Source organism: Amycolatopsis granulosa, assembly GCF_011758745.1.
In the GTDB taxonomy this organism is placed as follows: domain Bacteria; phylum Actinomycetota; class Actinomycetes; order Mycobacteriales; family Pseudonocardiaceae; genus Amycolatopsis_E; species Amycolatopsis_E granulosa.
Genome location: NZ_JAANOV010000001.1, coordinates 3,891,212 through 3,909,404, shown reverse-complemented (window position 1 = coordinate 3,909,404; position 18,193 = coordinate 3,891,212). Strand labels below are relative to the sequence as shown.

Annotated in this window: 16 protein-coding genes; 5 read left to right on the top strand and 11 right to left on the bottom strand. The window is 71.7% G+C overall.

From position 1 onward, the window contains the following. Positions 1-5 precede the first annotated feature (5 nt). The 3 genes from FHX45_RS19170 to FHX45_RS19160 are packed head-to-tail and all read right to left on the bottom strand — an operon-like array spanning position 6 to position 2,037. A complete protein-coding gene (locus FHX45_RS19170) occupies positions 6-428 on the bottom strand; it encodes a helix-turn-helix domain-containing protein (RefSeq protein ID WP_167103752.1) in 423 nt (140 codons plus the stop codon). 6 nt (positions 429-434) lie between these two features. Then, the gene (locus FHX45_RS19165) at positions 435-1,829 is read right to left on the bottom strand and encodes a malic enzyme-like NAD(P)-binding protein (protein WP_167103746.1); all 1,395 of its coding nucleotides are present in this window, start codon (positions 1,827-1,829) and stop codon (positions 435-437) included. Between the two features lie 19 nt (positions 1,830-1,848). Continuing rightward, complete coding sequence (locus tag FHX45_RS19160) at positions 1,849-2,037, bottom strand: hypothetical protein (RefSeq protein ID WP_167103743.1); 189 nt, start codon at positions 2,035-2,037, stop codon at positions 1,849-1,851. Positions 2,038-2,125: 88 nt separating this feature from the next. Here FHX45_RS19160 and FHX45_RS19155 point away from each other — a divergent pair, with 88 nt between their 5' ends. Further along, positions 2,126-4,360 carry a helicase-associated domain-containing protein gene (locus tag FHX45_RS19155; RefSeq protein WP_167103741.1) on the top strand — a complete coding sequence of 745 codons (2,235 nt, stop codon included), beginning with the start codon at positions 2,126-2,128 and terminating at the stop codon, positions 4,358-4,360. A gap of 20 nt (positions 4,361-4,380) precedes the next feature. Here the strand turns inward: FHX45_RS19155 and FHX45_RS28160 are convergent, their stop codons facing one another. From FHX45_RS28160 to FHX45_RS19125, 6 genes are all read right to left on the bottom strand, one after another. After that, complete coding sequence (locus FHX45_RS28160; protein ID WP_243869135.1) at positions 4,381-4,944, bottom strand: DUF742 domain-containing protein; 564 nt, start codon at positions 4,942-4,944, stop codon at positions 4,381-4,383. Further along, the gene (locus FHX45_RS19145; RefSeq protein WP_167103733.1) at positions 4,941-5,363 is read right to left on the bottom strand and encodes a roadblock/LC7 domain-containing protein; all 423 of its coding nucleotides are present in this window, start codon (positions 5,361-5,363) and stop codon (positions 4,941-4,943) included. Before FHX45_RS19145 ends, FHX45_RS28160 begins: the two co-directional genes overlap by 4 nt. Positions 5,364-5,491: 128 nt before the next feature. Then, positions 5,492-6,100, bottom strand: coding sequence for an ATP/GTP-binding protein (locus tag FHX45_RS19140; protein ID WP_167103730.1), 609 nt, complete (start codon positions 6,098-6,100; stop codon positions 5,492-5,494). Then, positions 6,081-6,785 carry a DUF742 domain-containing protein gene (locus tag FHX45_RS19135; RefSeq protein ID WP_167103727.1) on the bottom strand — a complete coding sequence of 235 codons (705 nt, stop codon included), beginning with the start codon at positions 6,783-6,785 and terminating at the stop codon, positions 6,081-6,083. The genes FHX45_RS19140 and FHX45_RS19135 overlap by 20 nt, the downstream gene beginning before the upstream one ends. Before the next feature lie 27 nt (positions 6,786-6,812). After that, positions 6,813-7,265, bottom strand: coding sequence for a roadblock/LC7 domain-containing protein (locus FHX45_RS19130; RefSeq protein ID WP_167103724.1), 453 nt, complete (start codon positions 7,263-7,265; stop codon positions 6,813-6,815). Continuing rightward, positions 7,262-10,150, bottom strand: coding sequence for a nitrate- and nitrite sensing domain-containing protein (locus FHX45_RS19125; protein WP_167109196.1), 2,889 nt, complete (start codon positions 10,148-10,150; stop codon positions 7,262-7,264). The genes FHX45_RS19130 and FHX45_RS19125 overlap by 4 nt, the downstream gene beginning before the upstream one ends. 527 nt (positions 10,151-10,677) lie before the next feature. Here FHX45_RS19125 and FHX45_RS19120 point away from each other — a divergent pair. The 3 genes from FHX45_RS19120 to FHX45_RS19110 all read left to right on the top strand — a co-directional run bounded on the left by FHX45_RS19120 (position 10,678) and on the right by FHX45_RS19110 (position 13,317). After that, a complete protein-coding gene (locus FHX45_RS19120; protein ID WP_167103721.1) occupies positions 10,678-11,604 on the top strand; it encodes a glutamate ABC transporter substrate-binding protein in 927 nt (308 codons plus the stop codon). Beyond that, positions 11,601-12,245: an ABC transporter permease subunit gene (locus FHX45_RS19115; protein WP_167103719.1), complete on the top strand. Its 645-nt coding sequence runs from the start codon at positions 11,601-11,603 to the stop codon at positions 12,243-12,245. Before FHX45_RS19120 ends, FHX45_RS19115 begins: the two co-directional genes overlap by 4 nt. 169 nt (positions 12,246-12,414) lie before the next feature. Next, positions 12,415-13,317 carry an amino acid ABC transporter permease gene (locus tag FHX45_RS19110; RefSeq protein ID WP_167103716.1) on the top strand — a complete coding sequence of 301 codons (903 nt, stop codon included), beginning with the start codon at positions 12,415-12,417 and terminating at the stop codon, positions 13,315-13,317. On the opposite strand, the gene FHX45_RS19105 is transcribed toward FHX45_RS19110, so the two are convergent. Then, complete coding sequence (locus FHX45_RS19105) at positions 13,220-15,772, bottom strand: nitrate- and nitrite sensing domain-containing protein (protein ID WP_167103713.1); 2,553 nt, start codon at positions 15,770-15,772, stop codon at positions 13,220-13,222. The two genes, FHX45_RS19110 and FHX45_RS19105, sit on opposite strands and share 98 nt — an antisense overlap. 197 nt (positions 15,773-15,969) lie before the next feature. Next, positions 15,970-16,647 carry a TetR family transcriptional regulator gene (locus tag FHX45_RS19100; protein ID WP_341771528.1) on the bottom strand — a complete coding sequence of 226 codons (678 nt, stop codon included), beginning with the start codon at positions 16,645-16,647 and terminating at the stop codon, positions 15,970-15,972. A gap of 72 nt (positions 16,648-16,719) precedes the next feature. Here FHX45_RS19100 and FHX45_RS19095 point away from each other — a divergent pair, with 72 nt between their 5' ends. Then, positions 16,720-18,186, top strand: a complete 1,467-nt coding sequence (locus FHX45_RS19095; protein WP_167103707.1) for an FAD-dependent monooxygenase — start codon at positions 16,720-16,722, stop codon at positions 18,184-18,186. Positions 18,187-18,193: the final 7 nt, after the last annotated feature.

Here is an 18,193-nt window from a genome sequence, read left to right as displayed (position 1 = left end):
GCTAATCAACCAGCCGTGCCCCCGGCTTCTCCGAAACTGCTCGGCCGCGTCCAGGCCATACCGAAACAGGAAGGCGCGGCGACCGGAGCACCGGCGCTCCGCCGGTACTCCGACGGCGACCGCCCCACGATCTCCCGGAAAGTGCGGCTGAACGTGCCGAGGCTGGTGAACCCGACCGCGAAGCAAATCTCGGTCACACTGCGCTCGGTCTCGCGCAGCATGAACATCGACCGCTCCACCCGCCGCCGCTGCAGGTAACGGTGCGGTGTCTCCCCGAAAGTCGCCCGGAAGGTGCGGATGAAGTGCGCCTGGGAGACGTGCACCATCCGGGCCAGGGCCGCGACGTCGAGGGGCCGGGCGTAGGCGCGGTCCATCGCGTCGCGCGCCCGCAGCATCCGGCGGTTGGACTCCTCGACGGCGCGGCTCATCGAGCGCTAACCCGCCACACCGGACTTCCGCGCCGCGTTCTTGACCGCCTCGGCGACGGCCGGCGCCACCGCCGAGTCGAACACACTCGGCACGATGTAGGAGGCGTTGAGCCGGTCGTCGACCACGTCGGCGATCGCGTTCGCCGCCGCGATCAGCATCTCGTCGGTGATCTCGTGCGCCTGCGCGTCCAGCAGCCCGCGGAACACACCCGGGAAGGCGAGGACGTTGTTGATCTGGTTCGGGTAGTCGCTGCGACCGGTCGCCACCACCGCGGCGTGCTTCTGCGCCTCCAGCGGGTCGATCTCCGGGTCCGGGTTGGCCAGCGCGAACACCACCGCGTCCGGTGCCATCGTGGCCACCTGGTCCGCCCCGAACAGGTTCGGCGCGGACACCCCGATGAACACGTCGGCGTCGACGAGCGCGTCGTGGAGGGTGCCGGACACGTTGTCCTTGTTGGTGTTCTCGGCCAGCCACCGGAGGTTCTCGTCCAGATCGGACCGTCCGAGGTGGACGATGCCGTTGATGTCGGCCGCGATGATGTCGCCGGGCTTCTTGTGCATGAGCAGCCGCATGATCGCCGAGCCGGCGGCACCGGCGCCGCTCACCACGATCTTGCAGTCCTCGATCTCCTTGCCCACCACGCGCAAAGCGTTGCGCAGGGCGGCGAGCACGACGATCGCGGTGCCGTGCTGGTCGTCGTGGAACACCGGGATGTCGAGCTGCTCACGCAGCCGCTTCTCGATCTCGAAGCACCGCGGCGCGGCGATGTCCTCGAGATTGATGCCGGCGTACACCGGGGCGAGCGCCTTGACGATCTTGATGATCTCCTCGGTGTCCTGGGTGTCCAGGCACACCGGCCACGCGTCGACGTCGGCGAACTTCTTGAACAGCGCCGCCTTGCCCTCCATCACGGGCAGGGCCGCGGCCGGGCCGATGTTGCCCAGGCCGAGCACGGCCGAACCGTCGGTGACGACCGCGACCGTGTTGCGCTTGATGGTCAGGCGGCGCGCGTCGGCCGGATTGGCCGCGATCGCCTGGCACACCCGTGCCACACCCGGCGTGTAGGCGCGGGACAGGTCGTCCCGGTTGCGGAGCTGGACCTTCGGGGACACCGACAGCTTGCCGCCGAGGTGCATCAGGAACGTCCGGTCGGAGACCTTGCGCACGCGAACGCCGGGCAGCGCGTCCAGCGCCTCCCGCACGTGCTCGACGTGGTCGGCGTTGACGACGTTCGCCGTGATGTCGACGACGATCGCGTCGGCGTGTGACTCGACCACGTCGAACGCGGTCAGCACGCCGCCGACCCGGCCCACCGCCGAGGTGAGGTCGCCCGCGGCGCTCGCGGACGGCGGCGCCTCGACACGAACGGTGATCGAATACCCGGGGCCGGGAACCGGCACGGCTGTTACCCCCTGCTGTCTACTTGTTGATCTCGGTCTCGGGGTGCACGTACGGCACGGCGTCGAGGGGGAACGTCACGTTCCCGAACGGCGACAACGCGCCCTGGCGGTCCGAGGAGAGCTCCGTGACCGGGTGCTCGCCATCCGGGAGATGCGGCCAGCTGGGGTCGATCCGACCGCTCTTCTTGTCCTTGTCGCCCTTCGCCACTTCATCCTCCAGTGCTCGGCACCTACGGTCCCCAGTTTGCCTCACAGCCGCCCGAACCCGATGGTCAGGGCGGGTATCCTCACCTGTGATGCCCGCGACCTCCCTGGCGGACTGGCTGCGGTCCGCGTCCGACGACGAGCTGGGCGCGCTCCTGCAGGCCAGGCGCGACCTGGCGACCCCGCCGCCGTCCGACAGCACCGTGCTCGCCACCCGTGCCGGCACCGCCGGATCGGTCGCCAGGGCGATGGAGGACCTGGACACCTTCACCCTCTCCGTGCTCGACGCCCTGCTCGTCGCCGACGCGGACACCGCGGCCGTGCCGCTCGACCGGATCGCCGAGCTGGTCGGCGCCGACGTCCGGCCGGCCGTGGGCCGGCTGCGGTCGCGGCTGCTGGCCTGGGGCGGCGACGACGCCCTCCGCGTCATCCCCACCGCCCGCGAGCTGGCCGGGCCCTTCCCGGCCGGGCTCGGCGCGCCCGCCCCCGGCCTGGACGCCGAGTCCGCGCTCGCCGAGGCCGGGGAGGACGAACGCGGGGTGCTCGCCGCCCTCGCCGCCGGTCCGCCGATCGGGCGTACCCGGGACGCGAGCGCCGAACCGTCGCTGGCCGCGGACGCGACGCCGGTGCAGAAGCTGCTCGCCCGCGGGCTGCTGCTGCGCCGCGACGAGGAGACGGTGGAGCTGCCACGCGAGGTGGCGATCGCGCTGCGGGGCGGACGGATCTGCTCGCCGAAGGCGGTGCGCGAGCCGGAGCTGCCGACCAGCCCGCACCAGCAGTCCACAGTGGATGAGGCCGCGGCTGGCGAAGCCATGGAGTTCCTGCGGCAGACCGAATCCCTGCTGGCGCAGTGGTCGGCCCAGCCGCCACCGGTGCTCAAAGCCGGCGGCCTCGGGGTACGCGAACTGCGGAAACTGGCGCGTGAGCTGGACGCCGACGACGCCAGGGCGACGCTGCTCGCCGAGCTGGCCGTGGCGGCCGGGCTGGTCGCGGACAGTCAGAGCACCAGCCCGGAGTGGGTACCGACAACGCTCGCCGACTCGTGGCTGGCGTCCGAGCCGGCGCAGCGGTGGGTCATCATCGCGGAGGCGTGGCTGGACCTGCCGCGACTGCCCGCGCTGGCCGGTCAGCGCGACGCGAAGGACAAGCCGATCGCGCCGCTGTCGGAGGACCTGCGGCGGCCGCTGGCGCCGGCCGTGCGCCGGCGGGTGCTCGGCACGCTCGCCGAGCTGCCCCGCGGCGCGGGGGTGCACGGGGCCGGCGACCTGGTCGAACTGCTCGCGTGGCGGGCACCGCGGCGGGGTGGCCGGTTGCGGGACGAAGCAGTGCGGTGGACCTACGCCGAAGCGTCCGCGCTCGGCGTGATCGCGCTGGGTGCACTGACCACGGCCGCGGCGGCGCTGCTGGACGGCGACCGGGCGGGCGCCCTCAACGCGATGTACGACGCGATGCCCAAGCCGATCGGGCACGTGCTGGTCCAGGCGGATCTGACGGTGGTCGCCCCGGGCCCGCTGGAGATGGACCTGGCCACCGAGATCGCCGCGGTGGCCGACGTCGAGTCCGCCGGGCACGCGACGGTGTACCGGATCACCGAGGCGTCCGTGCGGCGCGCGCTGGACACCGGCCGCACCGCCGACGAGCTGCACGAACTGTTCCGGAAGCGGTCCGCCACCGAGGTGCCGCAGTCGCTGACCTACCTGATCGACGACGTCGCCCGGCGGCACGGCAGGCTCCGCGGCGGGGCGGCCGGATCGTTCCTGCGCTGCGACGACGAGGTGCTGCTGACCGAGGTGCTCAGCAACCCCGTCTCCGACGACTACGAGCTGCGCAAGATCGCCGCGACCGTGTTGATCAGCCCGTATCCCCTGGCCGAGGTGCTGGACGGGCTGCGCGCGGCCGGTTTCGCACCCGCCGCCGAGGGACCGGACGGCCGGGTGGTGGACCTGCGGCCGTCCGGGCGGCGGATCCCCGCCCGGCCGCGCGCGACGCGGCGCGTGATTCCGGAGCCGTCCGGGTTGAGCGGTGACCAGGCGGCGTCAGTGGTGGCCCACATCCGGGCCGGCGACCGCGCCGCGGCGAGCCGCAAGGGCGCGACGGTGCGCCTGCCCGGAGGCGGCGGGGGTTTCGACACCGCGGCGACGATGGCGCTGCTGGCTCGCGCCCACCGCGAACGGCGCGAGGTCTGGATCGGGTACGTGGACGCCCACGGCACGGCGAGCCAGCGGATCGTCACACCCGCGCACGTCGGCGGCGGGGTGCTGACCAGCACCGACGACGAGCGGTACCCGTTGCACCGGATCACCTCGGCGGCCCTGGTGGACGACTGAGTGGCCCCGGCCGGGACCACTCAGAGACGGCGCAGACCCTGCAGCACCCGGTCCATGAACTCCCGTGAGGAGCGGTCCCCGAAACACAGCCCGGACTGGTGGATCAGCACCAACCCGGCGTTGTCCAGGTCGCTGACGAGCACCTTCACCACGTTCAGCGGCAGGTCCAGGTACGCGGCGATCTCGGCGATCGACCGCGGTTCCACGCACAACCCGCAGATCCGCCGGTGCTGCACGCCGGTCACGGCCTGCGGCACCCGCCCCCGGTCGGTCGTCGACACCAGCGCTTCCAGCGCCAGCTCGTAGTCCGGTTTGGTGCGGCCACCCGTGCGGGCGTACGGCCGCATCATCGTGCGCGTGCGGACCGACGCCACGCCGCCACGGGACTGCGCGGGCGGCATCCCGGGCCCGGCCACTCCCACGGCACCGCGTGCCGCCGCCGGTGTCGGCCGCACCGGCGTCCGCACCTGGAGCACCACCGGCTTCTTGGTCAGCACGAATCGCGCCGGCGAGTCCAGTCCCTCGCGGTCGGTCCCCTGGTGCAACCGGTCCCAGGCGTCGGCCCCGTTCGACACGCCCTTCATGCCCGCACGCCACCCTGCAGCCGGCTGCGCAGCTCCGGCGTCATCTGCATCCCGACCCGGTCGACGAGCAGCGTCATCTCGTACGCCACCGTCCCGATGTCGGAGTTCGGCGCGCCCAGCACGGCCAGGCAGGACCCGTCGCTGATCCCCATCAGGAACAGGTACCCGCGCTCCATCTCGACGACCGTCTGGTTCACGTACCCCGCCTCGAAGCAGCGCGCCGCGCCCGTGGTCAGGCTCACCAGGCCGGAGGCGACCGCGGCCAGCTGGTCCGCCCGGTCCTTGGGCAGCCCCTCCGAACCGGCCAGCAACAGACCGTCCGCGGAGACGACCACGGCGTGCGCCGCGCCCGGGACCCGTCGCACGAAGTCGGTGACCAGCCAGCCGAAGCTGCTCGACTGCTGTGCCGATGCCGTCATGTGCCTCCTCACCGGTCGAGCCTGTTCTGCGATTATTCCGACCAGGGTATTGCCGAACCTGGTCCGGGCGGTCGCCCGCCCGGGGTGATCTCACAGCGATTCACCCTTCCGGCCGCACGGTTACCCGATCACCCCGGCTGCAACTCGCGGTCCCGGTTGATCGCGTGCTCGACCACGGTGATCAGCACCTGCTTGGCCGACTCCCGCTCCCGCGCGTCGCACGCGATGATCGGCACCGATTCGGAGATCGTCAGCGCCTGCCGGACGTCCTCGATCTGGTGGTGCAGCAGCCGGTCGAAGCAGTTGATCGCCACGATGTAGGGCAGCTTCCGGTTCTCGAAGAAGTCGATCGACGGGAACGCGTCCGCCAGGCGCCGCGTGTCGACCAGCACGACCGCGCCGATCGCGCCGACGGCCAGGTCGTCCCACATGAACCAGAAGCGGTGCTGACCGGGCGTGCCGAAGACGTAGAGCACCAGGTCGTCGCCCAGCGTGAGCCGTCCGAAGTCCATCGCGACCGTGGTGGTCGTCTTGTTCGGGGTGGCGGTCGTGTCGTCCACCGACACGCTGGCCTCGGTCATCACCGCCTCGGTGGTCAGCGGGTCGATCTCCGAGACCGCGCCGACCAGCGTCGTCTTGCCCACACCGAAGCCGCCGGCCACGACGATCTTGGCCGACTGCGTCGGTCCCGTCGCCGCCGACGTGTTCGCGTCGGAGTCAAATTCTCCGAAGCCCACTGAGCACCCTCTCCATGAACTCGATACCGGGACGATCGCCGACGACCGACGTCGTGGAATGGACCAGGACCAGGCCGAGATCGACGACGTCGCCGATCAGCACCCGCGCGACTCCGAGGGGCATGCGCAGGTACGCCGCCACCTCCGCCACGGAGCGCGTGTCCAGGCACAGGCCGCAGATGGACCGGTGCTCGGGCACTCGCACCCGGTCGAGCATCCGTCCCCGCTCGCTGGTCGAGACGAGTGCTTCGATCGCCAGATCGTAGCTGGGCCGGGTCCGGCCCCGTGTGCGGAAGTAGGGGCGGACCAGACCGGACGATTCCTCCGCGGTCACCGGCGCCGGTACCGGCGGGAAACTCGGGTGGCTCTGCACGGTCGGCGCGGGCGGCAGCTCACCGGCCGGGGCCAACGGCACGCCGGAGTCCCCGAACAGCTCGGCGGCCGGGCCGGCGATGAGCCGCTCGCCCGCCGGGTACTCGGTCGCCTGGTAGCCGGGCGGCTCGGGATCGCTCAGGACACCGGAGCGCCGTTCGCCCGCCCCGGCCCGGCGCAGGCGCCAGGCGCGGTCGACCTTGGCCCGGAACGCGGTCCAGTCCTCGGTCGCCGCCGACTCGTCCGGCCAGGCGGCCTCGGCGTCGCCGTCCAGCCGTCCCGGGCCCACGCCCGCCGGCTGCCCACCGTCCACTTGCAGTCCCTCTCGTGCCCGGCGCGCTCAACCGCGCGCGGCTCCTTGGAGCTGTGCCCGCATTTCGGGCGTCATCTGCTGGCCGACCCGGTCCACCAGAAGCGTCATTTCGTACACCACGAGGCCGATGTCGCTGTCCGGAGACCCGAGAACGGCCAGGCACGACCCGTCCGACACCGCCATGAGGAACAGGAAACCGTTGGCCATCTCCACCACGGTCTGCGCCACCGGGCCGCCCTCGAACACCTTCGCCGCGCCCCGCGCCAGACTGGTCAGCCCGGACGCCACCGCGGCCAGCTGGTCCGCGCGGTCCTTCGGCAGCCCCCGCGACGCGGCCAGCAGCAGCCCGTCCGCGGACACCACGACGGCGTGCGCGGCACCGGGCACGCGGTGCACGAAGTCCGTGATCAGCCACGCGAAACCGTTCCGCGGCGCCTGCGGCGTCGAGCCTTCCGGCTGTAGCGATCCCGCCCGAGTCACTCTTCGCTCCTCACTGCCTCGTCCGGCGGGGCGGATTCCCCGCCACTCACCGGGTCGCCCTGGTCGCGGCGTCCCGGGGTGGTCTCCTGCAGCGCGTGCCTGCCGCTGACGTAGCCGCGCTGGAAGCTCGCCATCCGTTCCCGCGCCGCCTCGGCGGAGCGGGCCAGCGCGCCCTGCCCCGGCGTGCCGGCGGTCGTGTCGGTGAAGGCGCCGGTCTCGCCCACCGGGATCGAGCCGGGGACGAGATGAGCGTTCGGCACCCGCTTCGGAAGCCCGGCCGGAGTGATCTCCTCCGCCCGGGACTCCAGCAGGGACTGCGCCGCGCGCCAGCCTTCGTCGGACACACTGTGCCAAAGATCCCCGCTTTTGTCCTCGGCCTGCGGGGTGGCCTCGGTTGCCGGCGGGGGCTCTTCGTCGAGGTTGCCGGTCACGGCGCCGGGGTCCTCGCCCTCCGCACTGAACCACCTCGACACAACCGACTGGTAGATCGGCAGGCGCTTGGTGGGCACGTCGTCGTCGAAGATGCTTTCGTCCGCCGGCGACGGCTGCTCCACCGGCGGCTCGGTCACCGGCACGTACTGCGGCTCGCGGCGGGGCAGCGTGAGGGCGGAGAACTGGTCCGGCTGCTCCGGCCGGGAGCCGGTGACCTCCGGCTCCGGCTGCCTGGCGCCCGGTTTCCCCAGGCTGAGGTAGGCGGCGTCGGACGAGCCGGCCACCAGGTCGTCGAGGCTGATCGGCTGGTCGAGCGGGGGCAGCGCCGCGGGCTGTGCCTGGTCCGGCGCGGCCTCGCGGCGCCTCACGTTGGCCGGTGTGCGCTGGGCCGGGACCGGGGGCAGGCTGGGCGAGGACACCTCCCCGGCGCGCGGCAACGGCTCACGCGCGACGGGGCCTAGCAGGTCCGGCGGCACGACGACGCGCGCGATCACGCCGCCGTCGATGTCCTCGTTCTCCCGCAGGCGCACCTCGATGCCGTGCCGCTGGGCCAGTCGCGCGACCACGTACAGCCCCATCCGCCGGGTCACCGAGACGTCCAGGTCCGGCGGGTCCGCGAGACGCTTGTTGGCCTCGGCGATCTGGTCGGACGACATACCGACCCCGCGGTCGGTGATCTGGACGGCGAGCGCCTTCTTGCGGGTCACCACCGCCCGCACGCTGACCTTCGTCTCCGGTTCGGAGAAGTAGGTGGCGTTGTCGAGCAGTTCGGCGAGCAGGTGCACCAGGTCGTGCACCGAGGGACCGCGGACGGCGACGTCGGGGATCGCGCCGACGTCGACCCGCGCGTACTGCTCGATCTCGGACACCGCGGCACCGATCACGTCCGCGGCGGAGACCGGCTTCGGCATCGATTTGCTCAGCCCTGCCCCGGAGAGCACCAGCAGGCTCTCGCCGTTGCGGCGCAGGCGGGTCGCCAGGTGGTCCAGTTCGAACAGGCTCGCCAGGTGGTCGGGATCCTGCTCGTCGGCCTCCAGCAGGTCGATCACCGCGAGCTGGCGTTCCACCAGGCGCTGCGACCGGCGGGAGAGGTTGACGAAGATGCCGTTGACGTTCTCGCGCAGCAGGGCCTGCTCCGCGGCGAGGCGGACCGCCTGCCCGTGCACCACCTCGAAGGAGCGGGCCACCTGCCCGATCTCCTCGGTGGTGTCCACCGGCACCGGGTCGATCGCCTTCGCGGCGGCCGCCGGATCGGCGTCGTGCATGATCCGCTCCACCGCCTCCGGCAGGTGCACCTCGGCGACCTGCAGGGCCGTGGTGCGCAACGTGCGCAGCGGCCGGATCAGGGAACGCGCCACGACGTACATCAGCGCCAGCACGATCAGCATCCCGGCGAGGATCGTCGCGACCGTGATCAGCAGGTTCCGCTGCTGGTCGCCGATGAGCCCGTCGGTGTAGACGGCGGCGTCGTCCAGCAACCGGTTCTGGACCTGGCTGATCAGGCCGAGCGTCTCGGACGAGGACTGCGCCACCGCGGCCGGGTCGATGGCCAGCGGCAGCGGCGGGTTCACCTGCGCACGCAGCAACGCCAGCTGCTGCAGCGTGAACCGCTCCGAGACCTGCGGGCCGGACAGGCTGGTCGAGTAGTCCAGCTGGGCCTGCGGGGTCGCGACGGCGTTGAACCGGTCGATGGCGGCGACCAGGTTCGACTGCGCCGTGGTCAGGTTCTTCAGCTCCGCGGGGTCGAACTTGCCGCGGATCGCGGCGCTGCGCAGGTAGGAGTTCTGCTGGGCGGAGTACTCCTTGGCATCGGCGAGGAACCCGAGCGCCGCGTGGCGGTCCTGCAGGCCCTGGTCGGTGACGTCGGCGTCGAACTCGTCGGCGATCAGCTGGAGCGCGTCGATCACCCCGGTGTACCCGGCCTGGGCGGCCAGGCTCGGGAAGTCCGTGGCGCCGGCCGAGGACCGCAGCTGGCTCAGCCCGTCGAGCCGCGCCAGGCCCTGCTGGTAGCGCGCGGAGGTGACCCCGTCGCTGATCGCGACGACCTCCTTGACCGCACCGCGCACGGTGTCGGCCGCCCGCTCCGCGGTGCTGATCGCGCCGTCGAGCTCGGCCCGGTCGCCGGGGCGGCCGGAGGCGATCCAGGCCGACATCGCGTCCCGCTCGCGCTGCAGCGCGTCCACCTCGGCGGCGACTTTCCGGCCGAGCTCGATCCGCTGCTCGGCGTGCTGGTAGACGGTCATCGTCGCGAAGCTGTCGTACACGCGCAGGCCGGCCAGCGACAGCGCGGCCGCCGTCGGAACGGCGACCACGGCGGCGATCTTGGCACTGACGCGCCAGTTGGCGAGACCGCGGACCCGGCGAGCGCGCTCACCGCCGGTCGATGCTCCGATCGCGTTGTCCTGCGCACTGCTTTCGTCACTCTGCGCGACAGGCGACTCCGCCGGGGACACTGCCTTGCGACCGCGCTCCCCGCTCGTGGGCTGGGGCACCGAGGACTTCCTTCCCGGTTCGAGCTGTCCAGTTTCCGCGTTTCCGCTCTCGGGCTCCACGGACTCGGAACCAGAACGTGAATGGTTAACACGAGCCCACCCGATCGGGGGTAGAGGCTATCGGCTGCGGGGACGAAAAGGAAGCGGGCAAAAAGCCCTCACCACGAAGTTTGCCTCCCTGGAGGATGACGAAATATCACCAACAGCCCCACCGGGTGAGAGACGAGCGTCACGCGGCCGGCACCGCGCGAGAGCCGTCTGCCCGGTGTCAACCTCGCCGTCCGGAAAGCGGGACAGCGTTGTGACACCGCCCGGGTGAATGTCCCGCCCAGGGCCGAGTTCACCTCACGAGGACTTGACGCAACCGTTGGACCTGCACAATCCTGCGCCGTAGGTCGTGAACTACTTCCACCCGATCGAGTGGTAGTTGCATTACTAAGAGTAGATAGCGGCGACCGGCTCCACATCCAGGAGGGACCTCGCACACCATGACGGCACCAGCACGACGACGGCGCCTCGCCGCCCTGCTCACCGCGGTAGCGCTGAGCGCGGCCACCGCCTGCAGCTCCAGCGGCGGTGCGGTACCGCCCGCGGGAGGCGGCGGTCAGGAGCAGAACCTGCTCGACCGGGCCCCAGTCGCGTCCGACGCCGATCTCGCGACCAGCCCGACCGCGCAGGCGATCAAACAACGCGGGCAGATCCTCATCGGCAGCCAGCTGGACACGCCGCTGCTGTCCCAGCAGAACCCGACCACCGGTCAGACCGAGGGCTTCGACGCGATCCTCGGCCGGCTGCTCGCGAAGTACATCCTGGGCAGGCCGAACGTGAAGATCGTCAATTCGACGTCGCAGATCCGCGAGGCGTTGCTGCAGAACAACACCGTCGACGTGGTCCTGCACACCTACTCGATCACCCCGGCACGAGCCGAGAAGGTGTCCTTCGCCGGACCGTACTTCATGTCCGGGCCGGCGATCATGGCGCGGAAGGGCGACTCGGCCGTCACCAAACCGCAGGACCTGAAGGGCAAGCGGGTGCTCGCGGTGACGAACTCGACCGGGATGGCGCTGGCCCAGCAGTACCAGCCCGCCGAAATGATCACGCTCGGCACCAACGCCGAGTGCGTGACCGCGCTGGAGCAGGGCCGCGGCGACGTGTACGTCAACGACCTGACGCAGCTGGCCGGCAACGCGCAGACCAACGACAAGGTGCAGATCAACACCGGCACGTTCGGGCAGGACCCGTACGGCATCGGCATCCACCACGGCGACGACACGTTCAAGCAGTTCGTCAACGCCTGGCTGACGAAGATCCAGGCGGCCGGGCTGTGGCAGGAGGCGTACCGGCAAACCCTCGGGACGGTCATCCCCGGTGACGTGCCCGCCCCGCCCAAGACGGGTTCCGTTCCCGGATCGTGAACGGGTGGGGCGATCACCTCGGGACGTTCGCCGAGGGTGCGCTGAACACGGTCCTGCTGACCGTGTTCAGCTTCGCCGGTGCGGTGACGGTCGCGGTGGTGATCACCGCGTTCCGCATCTGCCCGGTCCGCCCGCTGCGCGCGTTCGGTACCGCTTATGTGGAGCTGTTCCAGAACATTCCGCTCGCGGTGTGGCTGGTGCTGTTCGTTTTCGGGCTACCGGCGGTGGGAATCAGTTTCGGCCTGTTCACCACGGCGGCCGCCGCGACGGCGCTCTACATGGCTTCGTATTACGCCGAAACGCTGCGGGCGGGCGTGAACGCGGTCGGAGCGGGCCAGACGGAGGCGGCCCGCGCGCTCGGGCTCGGTTTCGGACAGTCACTGTCGGCGGTGGTCCTGCCGCAGGCGCTGCGCGCGATCGTCCAGCCGCTCGGCAACGTCACCATCCAGCTGCTGATGAACACCGCCCTCGCCGCCGCGGTCGGGGTGGTCGAACTGACCGAGGCGGCGAACCGGATCAACCTCGTCCTGGCGGAACCGCTGCCGGTCTACGTCGGGGCGGGTGTCTGTTACGCCGTGCTGGCGCTGATGATCTCCGCGGGAACCGCGCTGGCGGAACGGAAGCTGGCGATCCCCCGATGACCCCGGCCGGCCGGGAAGCGCTACCACCACCGCCCGCGGGTCGTCACTCCGCGGCCCGGCACCCCGTCGGCAACCGCTTGCCCGGCGGCCGGTCACCGCGTGCCCATCAGAACGGGTCCCGCCCGCACCCCCGGGCCCGGTCGCTCGTGCTCACCCAGGCAGGCCCGTCATGACACCCGCGCTCTTCGACAGCCCCGGACCGCGGGCCCGGCGGCGGATCCGCATCGCCACCGTGGTCGCCGTCCTCGCCGGGCTGGTGCTGGTCGCGCTGGCCGTGCGGCAGTTCGCGATCAACGGGGAGCTCGCGGCCGCGCGCTGGGCGCCCTACGCCTCCTGGCCGATGTGGCGTTACCTGCTCGGCGGCCTCGGCGGAACGGCTCTCGCGGCCGTGCTGGGCGTCGCGCTGGCCATGCTCGCCGGGCTCGCGCTCGCCTTCGCCCGGGTGTCCCGGCACCTCGCGGTCCGCGCACCGGCGCGGGTGTACGTCGAGGCCATCCGGGTCGTTCCGCTGCTACTGCTGATCTACTTCGCGATGTTCGCGCTGCCCCGCTACGGCATGGACCTTCCGCTGCTGTGGAAGCTCGTCCTGCCGATCGCCGTGTCCCGCTCGGCGCAGTTCGCCGAGATCTTCCGCAGCGGCTTCCGCTCGCTGGAGGCCGGCCAGGGCGATGCCGCCGCCGCGCTCGGGATGCGGCCCCACCAGGCGATGCGGTACGTGATCTTCCCCCAGGCCATCCGCCGAGTGGTGCCCGCGCTGATCAGCCAGGCCGCGGGCGTCGTGAAGGACACCTCGCTCGGCATCGTGGTCAGCTACGCCGAGCTGCTGGAAAGCGGCAAGGTGCTCGCCGGGTACAACCGGCTGCTGATCCAGACCTACCTGGTGATCGCCCTGCTGTACTTCGCGATCAACTACGCGTTGTCCCGGCTGGCCCGCGCGATCGACGCCCGGCAACGGCCGGCCGGACCGGGTCCCCTCAGCCCTCCGTCGCCCGTGCGTCGCGGGCGCGGGCGAAGCCGTTCTGCAGCCGCGACATCCGATGCCGCACCTCGTCCGGATCGAGTGAAAGCGTAGGCGGGTCGAACGAATCCGGCCGGCGCCGCAGCTGCTGCGGGAAGTTCGGCGGGTTGCCGTCCACGGCCGCGTCCCCGTCCGACGACGGCCATTCCGGCTCCGCCGGCCACTCGGGCCGTTCCCCCTGGTTCGCCGGGTCCGGGCGGCTGACCGGCCAGTGCTCACCGGTCGTGAACCACCGGGACAACACCGCCTGGTAGGCCGGCATCCGCTCGGTCGGTTCCTCTTCCTCGGGCGGGAAAACGTCCTTGTCGGCGGTCGGCCAGTCGACGTTCCGCTCGGCGGTCACGCGCTGCTGCTCGTCCCGCACCACCGGGATCGCGACCGTGTCGTCCAGCTCCGGTTCCACAGCGGGCAGCGGCGCGGGTTCCGGAACCGGCTCCGGCAGGGCGATCGGCGCGAGTGACGGCAGCGCGACCGGCGCCGGCGGCGGTTCCGGCGTGGCCGGGGCGGGCAGCGGCTCCGGGACCGGCGGAACGTGCTCGATCACCAGCGCAGCCGGGACGACGACCGTGGCCACCAGGCCGGCCCCGTCCGCCGGCCGCAACCGCACCTGGATGTCGTGACGCTTGGCCAGCGTGGCCACCACGAACAGGCCCATCCGCCGCGACACCTCGACATCCACGTCGGGCGGGTCGGCCAGCCGCTTGTTCGCGCGATCGATCTCCGGCTGGGGCATCCCGGCGCCCTGATCGGTGATGTGCACGTGCCACGCGCCGTCCTCGGCGAGTGAGCTGACCACGGTCACCGTCTTGTCCGGCGGCGAATACAGCGTCGCGTTCTCGAGCAGTTCGGAGACGACGTGCACCAGGTCGTTGCACGCCTCGCCGCGGATCGCGATCTCCGGCGTCGCGGTGAGCTCGATCCGCTGGTAGTGCTCGACCTCCGACAACGCCGCTCCGATGATCTCCTCGGCGGCGACCGGTTCGGCCTGCGCGTCGCCGAAGTCGTGCCCGGACAACACGAGCAGGTTCTCGCTGTTGCGCCGCATCCGCGTCGCCAGGTGGTCGAGTTCGAACAGACCACCCAGGGTTTCCGGGTCCTGCTCGTCGGCCTCCATCCGATCCAGCACCGACAGCTGGCGTTCGACCAGGTCCTGGGTGCGTTTGGAGAGGTTGACGAACATCGCGTTGATGTTCTCCCGCAGGAGCGCCTGTTCACCGGCCAGCCGCACCGCCTGTCCGTGCACCGCGTCGAACGCGCGCGCGACCTGCCCGACCTCCTCGCGGGTGAACACCGGCACGGGCGCCACACCGCGGTGCGCGGCCATGAAGTCTGGGTGCGGATCGGCGAGGATCTCGTCCACGGCGGCGGGCAGGCGGTGCTCAGCGACGTCGAACGCGGTGTTGCGCAGGATCCGCAGCGGTCGCAGCAGCGAGCGGCCGATGACCACGGCGAGAACGCCGCACAGCAGCAGAGCACCGAACACCACCGCGGCGTTGACGATCGCGGAGCGGCGGGCGTCCGCGGCCAGCGCGTCGCACCGCTGCTGGGTCTGCACCTGCAACGTCTGCTGGAACTGGTAGGCGAGGTCGATCGAGCCGGTGATCGCCTGCTCCCACTGGCGGGAGTCGAGCCCCGTCAGGTTCTGCCCGTTCTCGGCCCTGGTCACGGCGAGTTCGAACAACGTGGTCGCGGTCTGCACGGCGGGGCCGGACACGGTCTGCGCGTAGGACCGCTGCTCGGCCGTGGTGGCGAACGTGCGGTAGTCGTTCTGCGCGGCGACGAGCTGGGCGTCGGCACCGAGGAGCTTCCGCAGCCGGTCCGGGGAGACGGTGCCCTCGGCGAAGGCCTGCCCGAGGACGGCGCGCTTGACCGACATCTGGTCCTTGACCCGGGCCAGCGCGTTGGCCGCCAGCCGCAGCCGCGTGACCTCCGGGTCCGCGATCTCCGCGACCGCCTGGTCGGACAGGCCGAGCACGCCGGAGATGAGGTCGCTGTAGGAGGTCAGGATCGAATCGGCGGGCGAATTCGTGAACTCCCCGGAATATCGCAGCCCGGGCAGTGCCTCCAGCCGTGACTGGGCCTCGGTGAGGTCCTCGGCGCTGGTCGGGGACAAGCGGGAACGTTGCGCCGACAGTTCCCGGGCGAACGCGCCCGCGGCCTGATCCACCCGGCCGCGCTGGTCCCGCAGCTCGCCGAGCCCGTTCCGGCGCTGCCCGGCGACGTAGCGCACCGTCAGGTCCCGCTCGCGTTGCAGCTCGTTCACCACGGCGTTGACGCCCGCGTCGACACGGCTGTGGGCGGCGAGTTCCGCCAGTTGCTCGGCGTGCTGCAGGTTCCCGCGCGCGTGCAGGGCGGTCAGCGCCAGCACCGTCAGCAACGGGATGAGCAGGACGACGATCAGCTTGGTGCGCAGCCGCCAGTTCCGCAGCCGCCACCGGCTGCCTGTGCGGGTGTCCGGCCGCCGGTCCAGCGCCTCACCGCTCTCGGGACGCTTGTGCCGCCGGGCCACCTGACTTCCTTCTCTAGCCGTCTTGCCGGGTTCGGATCGGCACCGGCTGGATCGCCAACCCCGGAGAGGGTAGCGACCCCGGACACATGCGCCCCGCCCGCGCTACTCGTCGCGCGGTCCGTCGGGCGATCGTATTGGCCCCGGTGCGGAGGTTCCACCCGCGCATCGAACTCTTCCGCTCCGCAAGACGCCCGGCACTACCCGTGACGTTCCTTCCCTGTGGCGTTCGCCACGCCACTACCGCGGCCGAGGCTGCCGAAGCCGCCGTCCAGCAGCCGAAATGCCTCCTCGGCGGCCGCCTCGGCCTCGGGGAACACCTCGTCCGCGGGCCGCCCGGCCACGACGGCCGCGAGGTTCTGCCGCGCGAGCGCCCACAGCACCGCGACGATCGCGGCCGCGGCCACGCGCGCCTCGCCCACCTCCACCCCGGCGGTCTCCGTCAGGGCTTCGGTCAGCGCCGCCTCGGCGGTTTGGTTGAACTCGAGCATGCGGGCCACCAACGCCGGCGTCGCGAAGATCAGCTCGTACAACGCGCGGACGCCGGGCTCATCGTTCAGACCCGTGATGGGGTCGCGCCGGCCGAGCCCGTCGAGGAAGTGCTCCCGGAGTGCTTCCAGGGGGCTCCGGCCGTCCGGGCGGGCGCGCACCACCCGCGCGCTTTCCGTCTCGTGGTCGGCGAAGCGGTGGACGACCAGCGATTCCTTCGTCGGGAAGTAGGCGAACAACGTGCGCCGGGAGACCTCGGCCGCCTCCGCCACCTGTGCGACGGACACCTGGTCGAACCCGTGGGCCAGGAACAGCTCGATCGCCGCGTTCGAGATCGCCGCGCGGGTGCGCTGCTTCTTGCGTTCACGCAGTCCGGTGGGCTCCGTCACAGGGGCACGGTAGCAAACTCCTTTCACTCGGTCGTATTCTGCACTGAGTATACTTTTAACCTGGGAGGACATGTGGACACCGATGTCGTCATCGCGGGAGCGGGCCCGGCCGGCCTGACCCTCGCCCACGAACTCGCTCTCGCCGGCGTGCGGACAGTGGTCTTCGAACCGCTGACCGAACGCGTCGAGCAGACCAAGGGCGGCACCATCCAGCCCCGCACCGCCGAGCTGTTCGAGCAGCGCGGCCTGCTCGACGCCCTGCGGGCGAAGGCCCACGAGCGCGCGCCGGTCGGCGGCCACTTCGCGACGCTGCCGGTGCCGCTCGACTACTCGTCCTGGCCGACCCGCCACCCCTATCCACTGTCGGTCCGGCAAGACCTCGTGGAGGAGGTCCTGGAGCACGCCGCCCTGCGCCGCGGTGCCGACCTGCGACGCGGACGACGGGTCACCGGCGTCCAGCAGGACGGCGACGGCGTCACCGTCACCACCGCCGACCGGAACCTGCGTGCCCGGTACCTGGTCGCCTGCGACGGCGCGCACAGCACCGTCCGCAAGCTGCTCGGCCTGCCCTTCCCCGGCCGGCCCGGCACCTTCCAGGCCGTACTGGCCGAGATCCGGCTGGCCGCGGTGTCCGCACTGGTACCCGAGCGGGCGGGACACATCAGCGAGCTGACCCGGCACGCGAACGGCTACTGGTCGATGCTCCATCCGGTCGGCGGCGACCGCTACCGGCTGACGTTCGGCCGCGAAGACCAGTCGCCAGGCACCGGTCCGGTCCAGGAGAGCGAGGTCGTCGACGCCCTCACCGCGGTCTACGGCGAGGACACCCGGCTGGCAGGCATCCTCACCGCATCCCGGTGGAGCGATGCGACCCGGCAACTCGAGCAGTACCGGCACGGCCGGATCCTGTTCGCGGGAGACGCGGCCCACATCCACCCACCGCTCGGCGGCCAGGGACTGAACCTCGGCGTGCAGGACGCCGTCAACCTCGGCTGGAAGCTGGCGGCCGCCGTGCACGGCTGGGCCTCGGACGATCTGCTGGACACCTATCAGGACGAACGGCATCCCGCGGCCGCCCGCGTGCTGCACCACACCTCGGCCCAGCGCGTGCTCGCCGCGCCGAAGCCGAGCGAAGACGTCCTCGCGCTGCGCGACATCTTCGTCGACCTCCTGCGCCTGCCCGACACCAACCACTACCTGGCCGGCATGATGTCCGGTTTGGACAGTCCGGACCGGGTACCCGACGCCGACCTGCTCACCGCCGACGGTGCCACCCGCCTGTCGGCGCTGCTGAGGACCGGACGCGGTCTCCTGCTCGACCTCACCGGCGACCACCCACTACCGCCGGGCTGGTCCGGCCGCGTCGACCGGGTCCAGGCCAAACCGGACCACCACCTGACCGAGGCCGCCCTGCTGATCCGGCCGGACGGGGCGCGGTGCTGGACGCCGGACGGCGGCCCTCTCGACGCCGCCCTGACCCGCTGGTTCGGCGCCCCGGCCTCCGACCAGCACGGCCTGACCTCCGGCAACACCGTATAAAGGAATA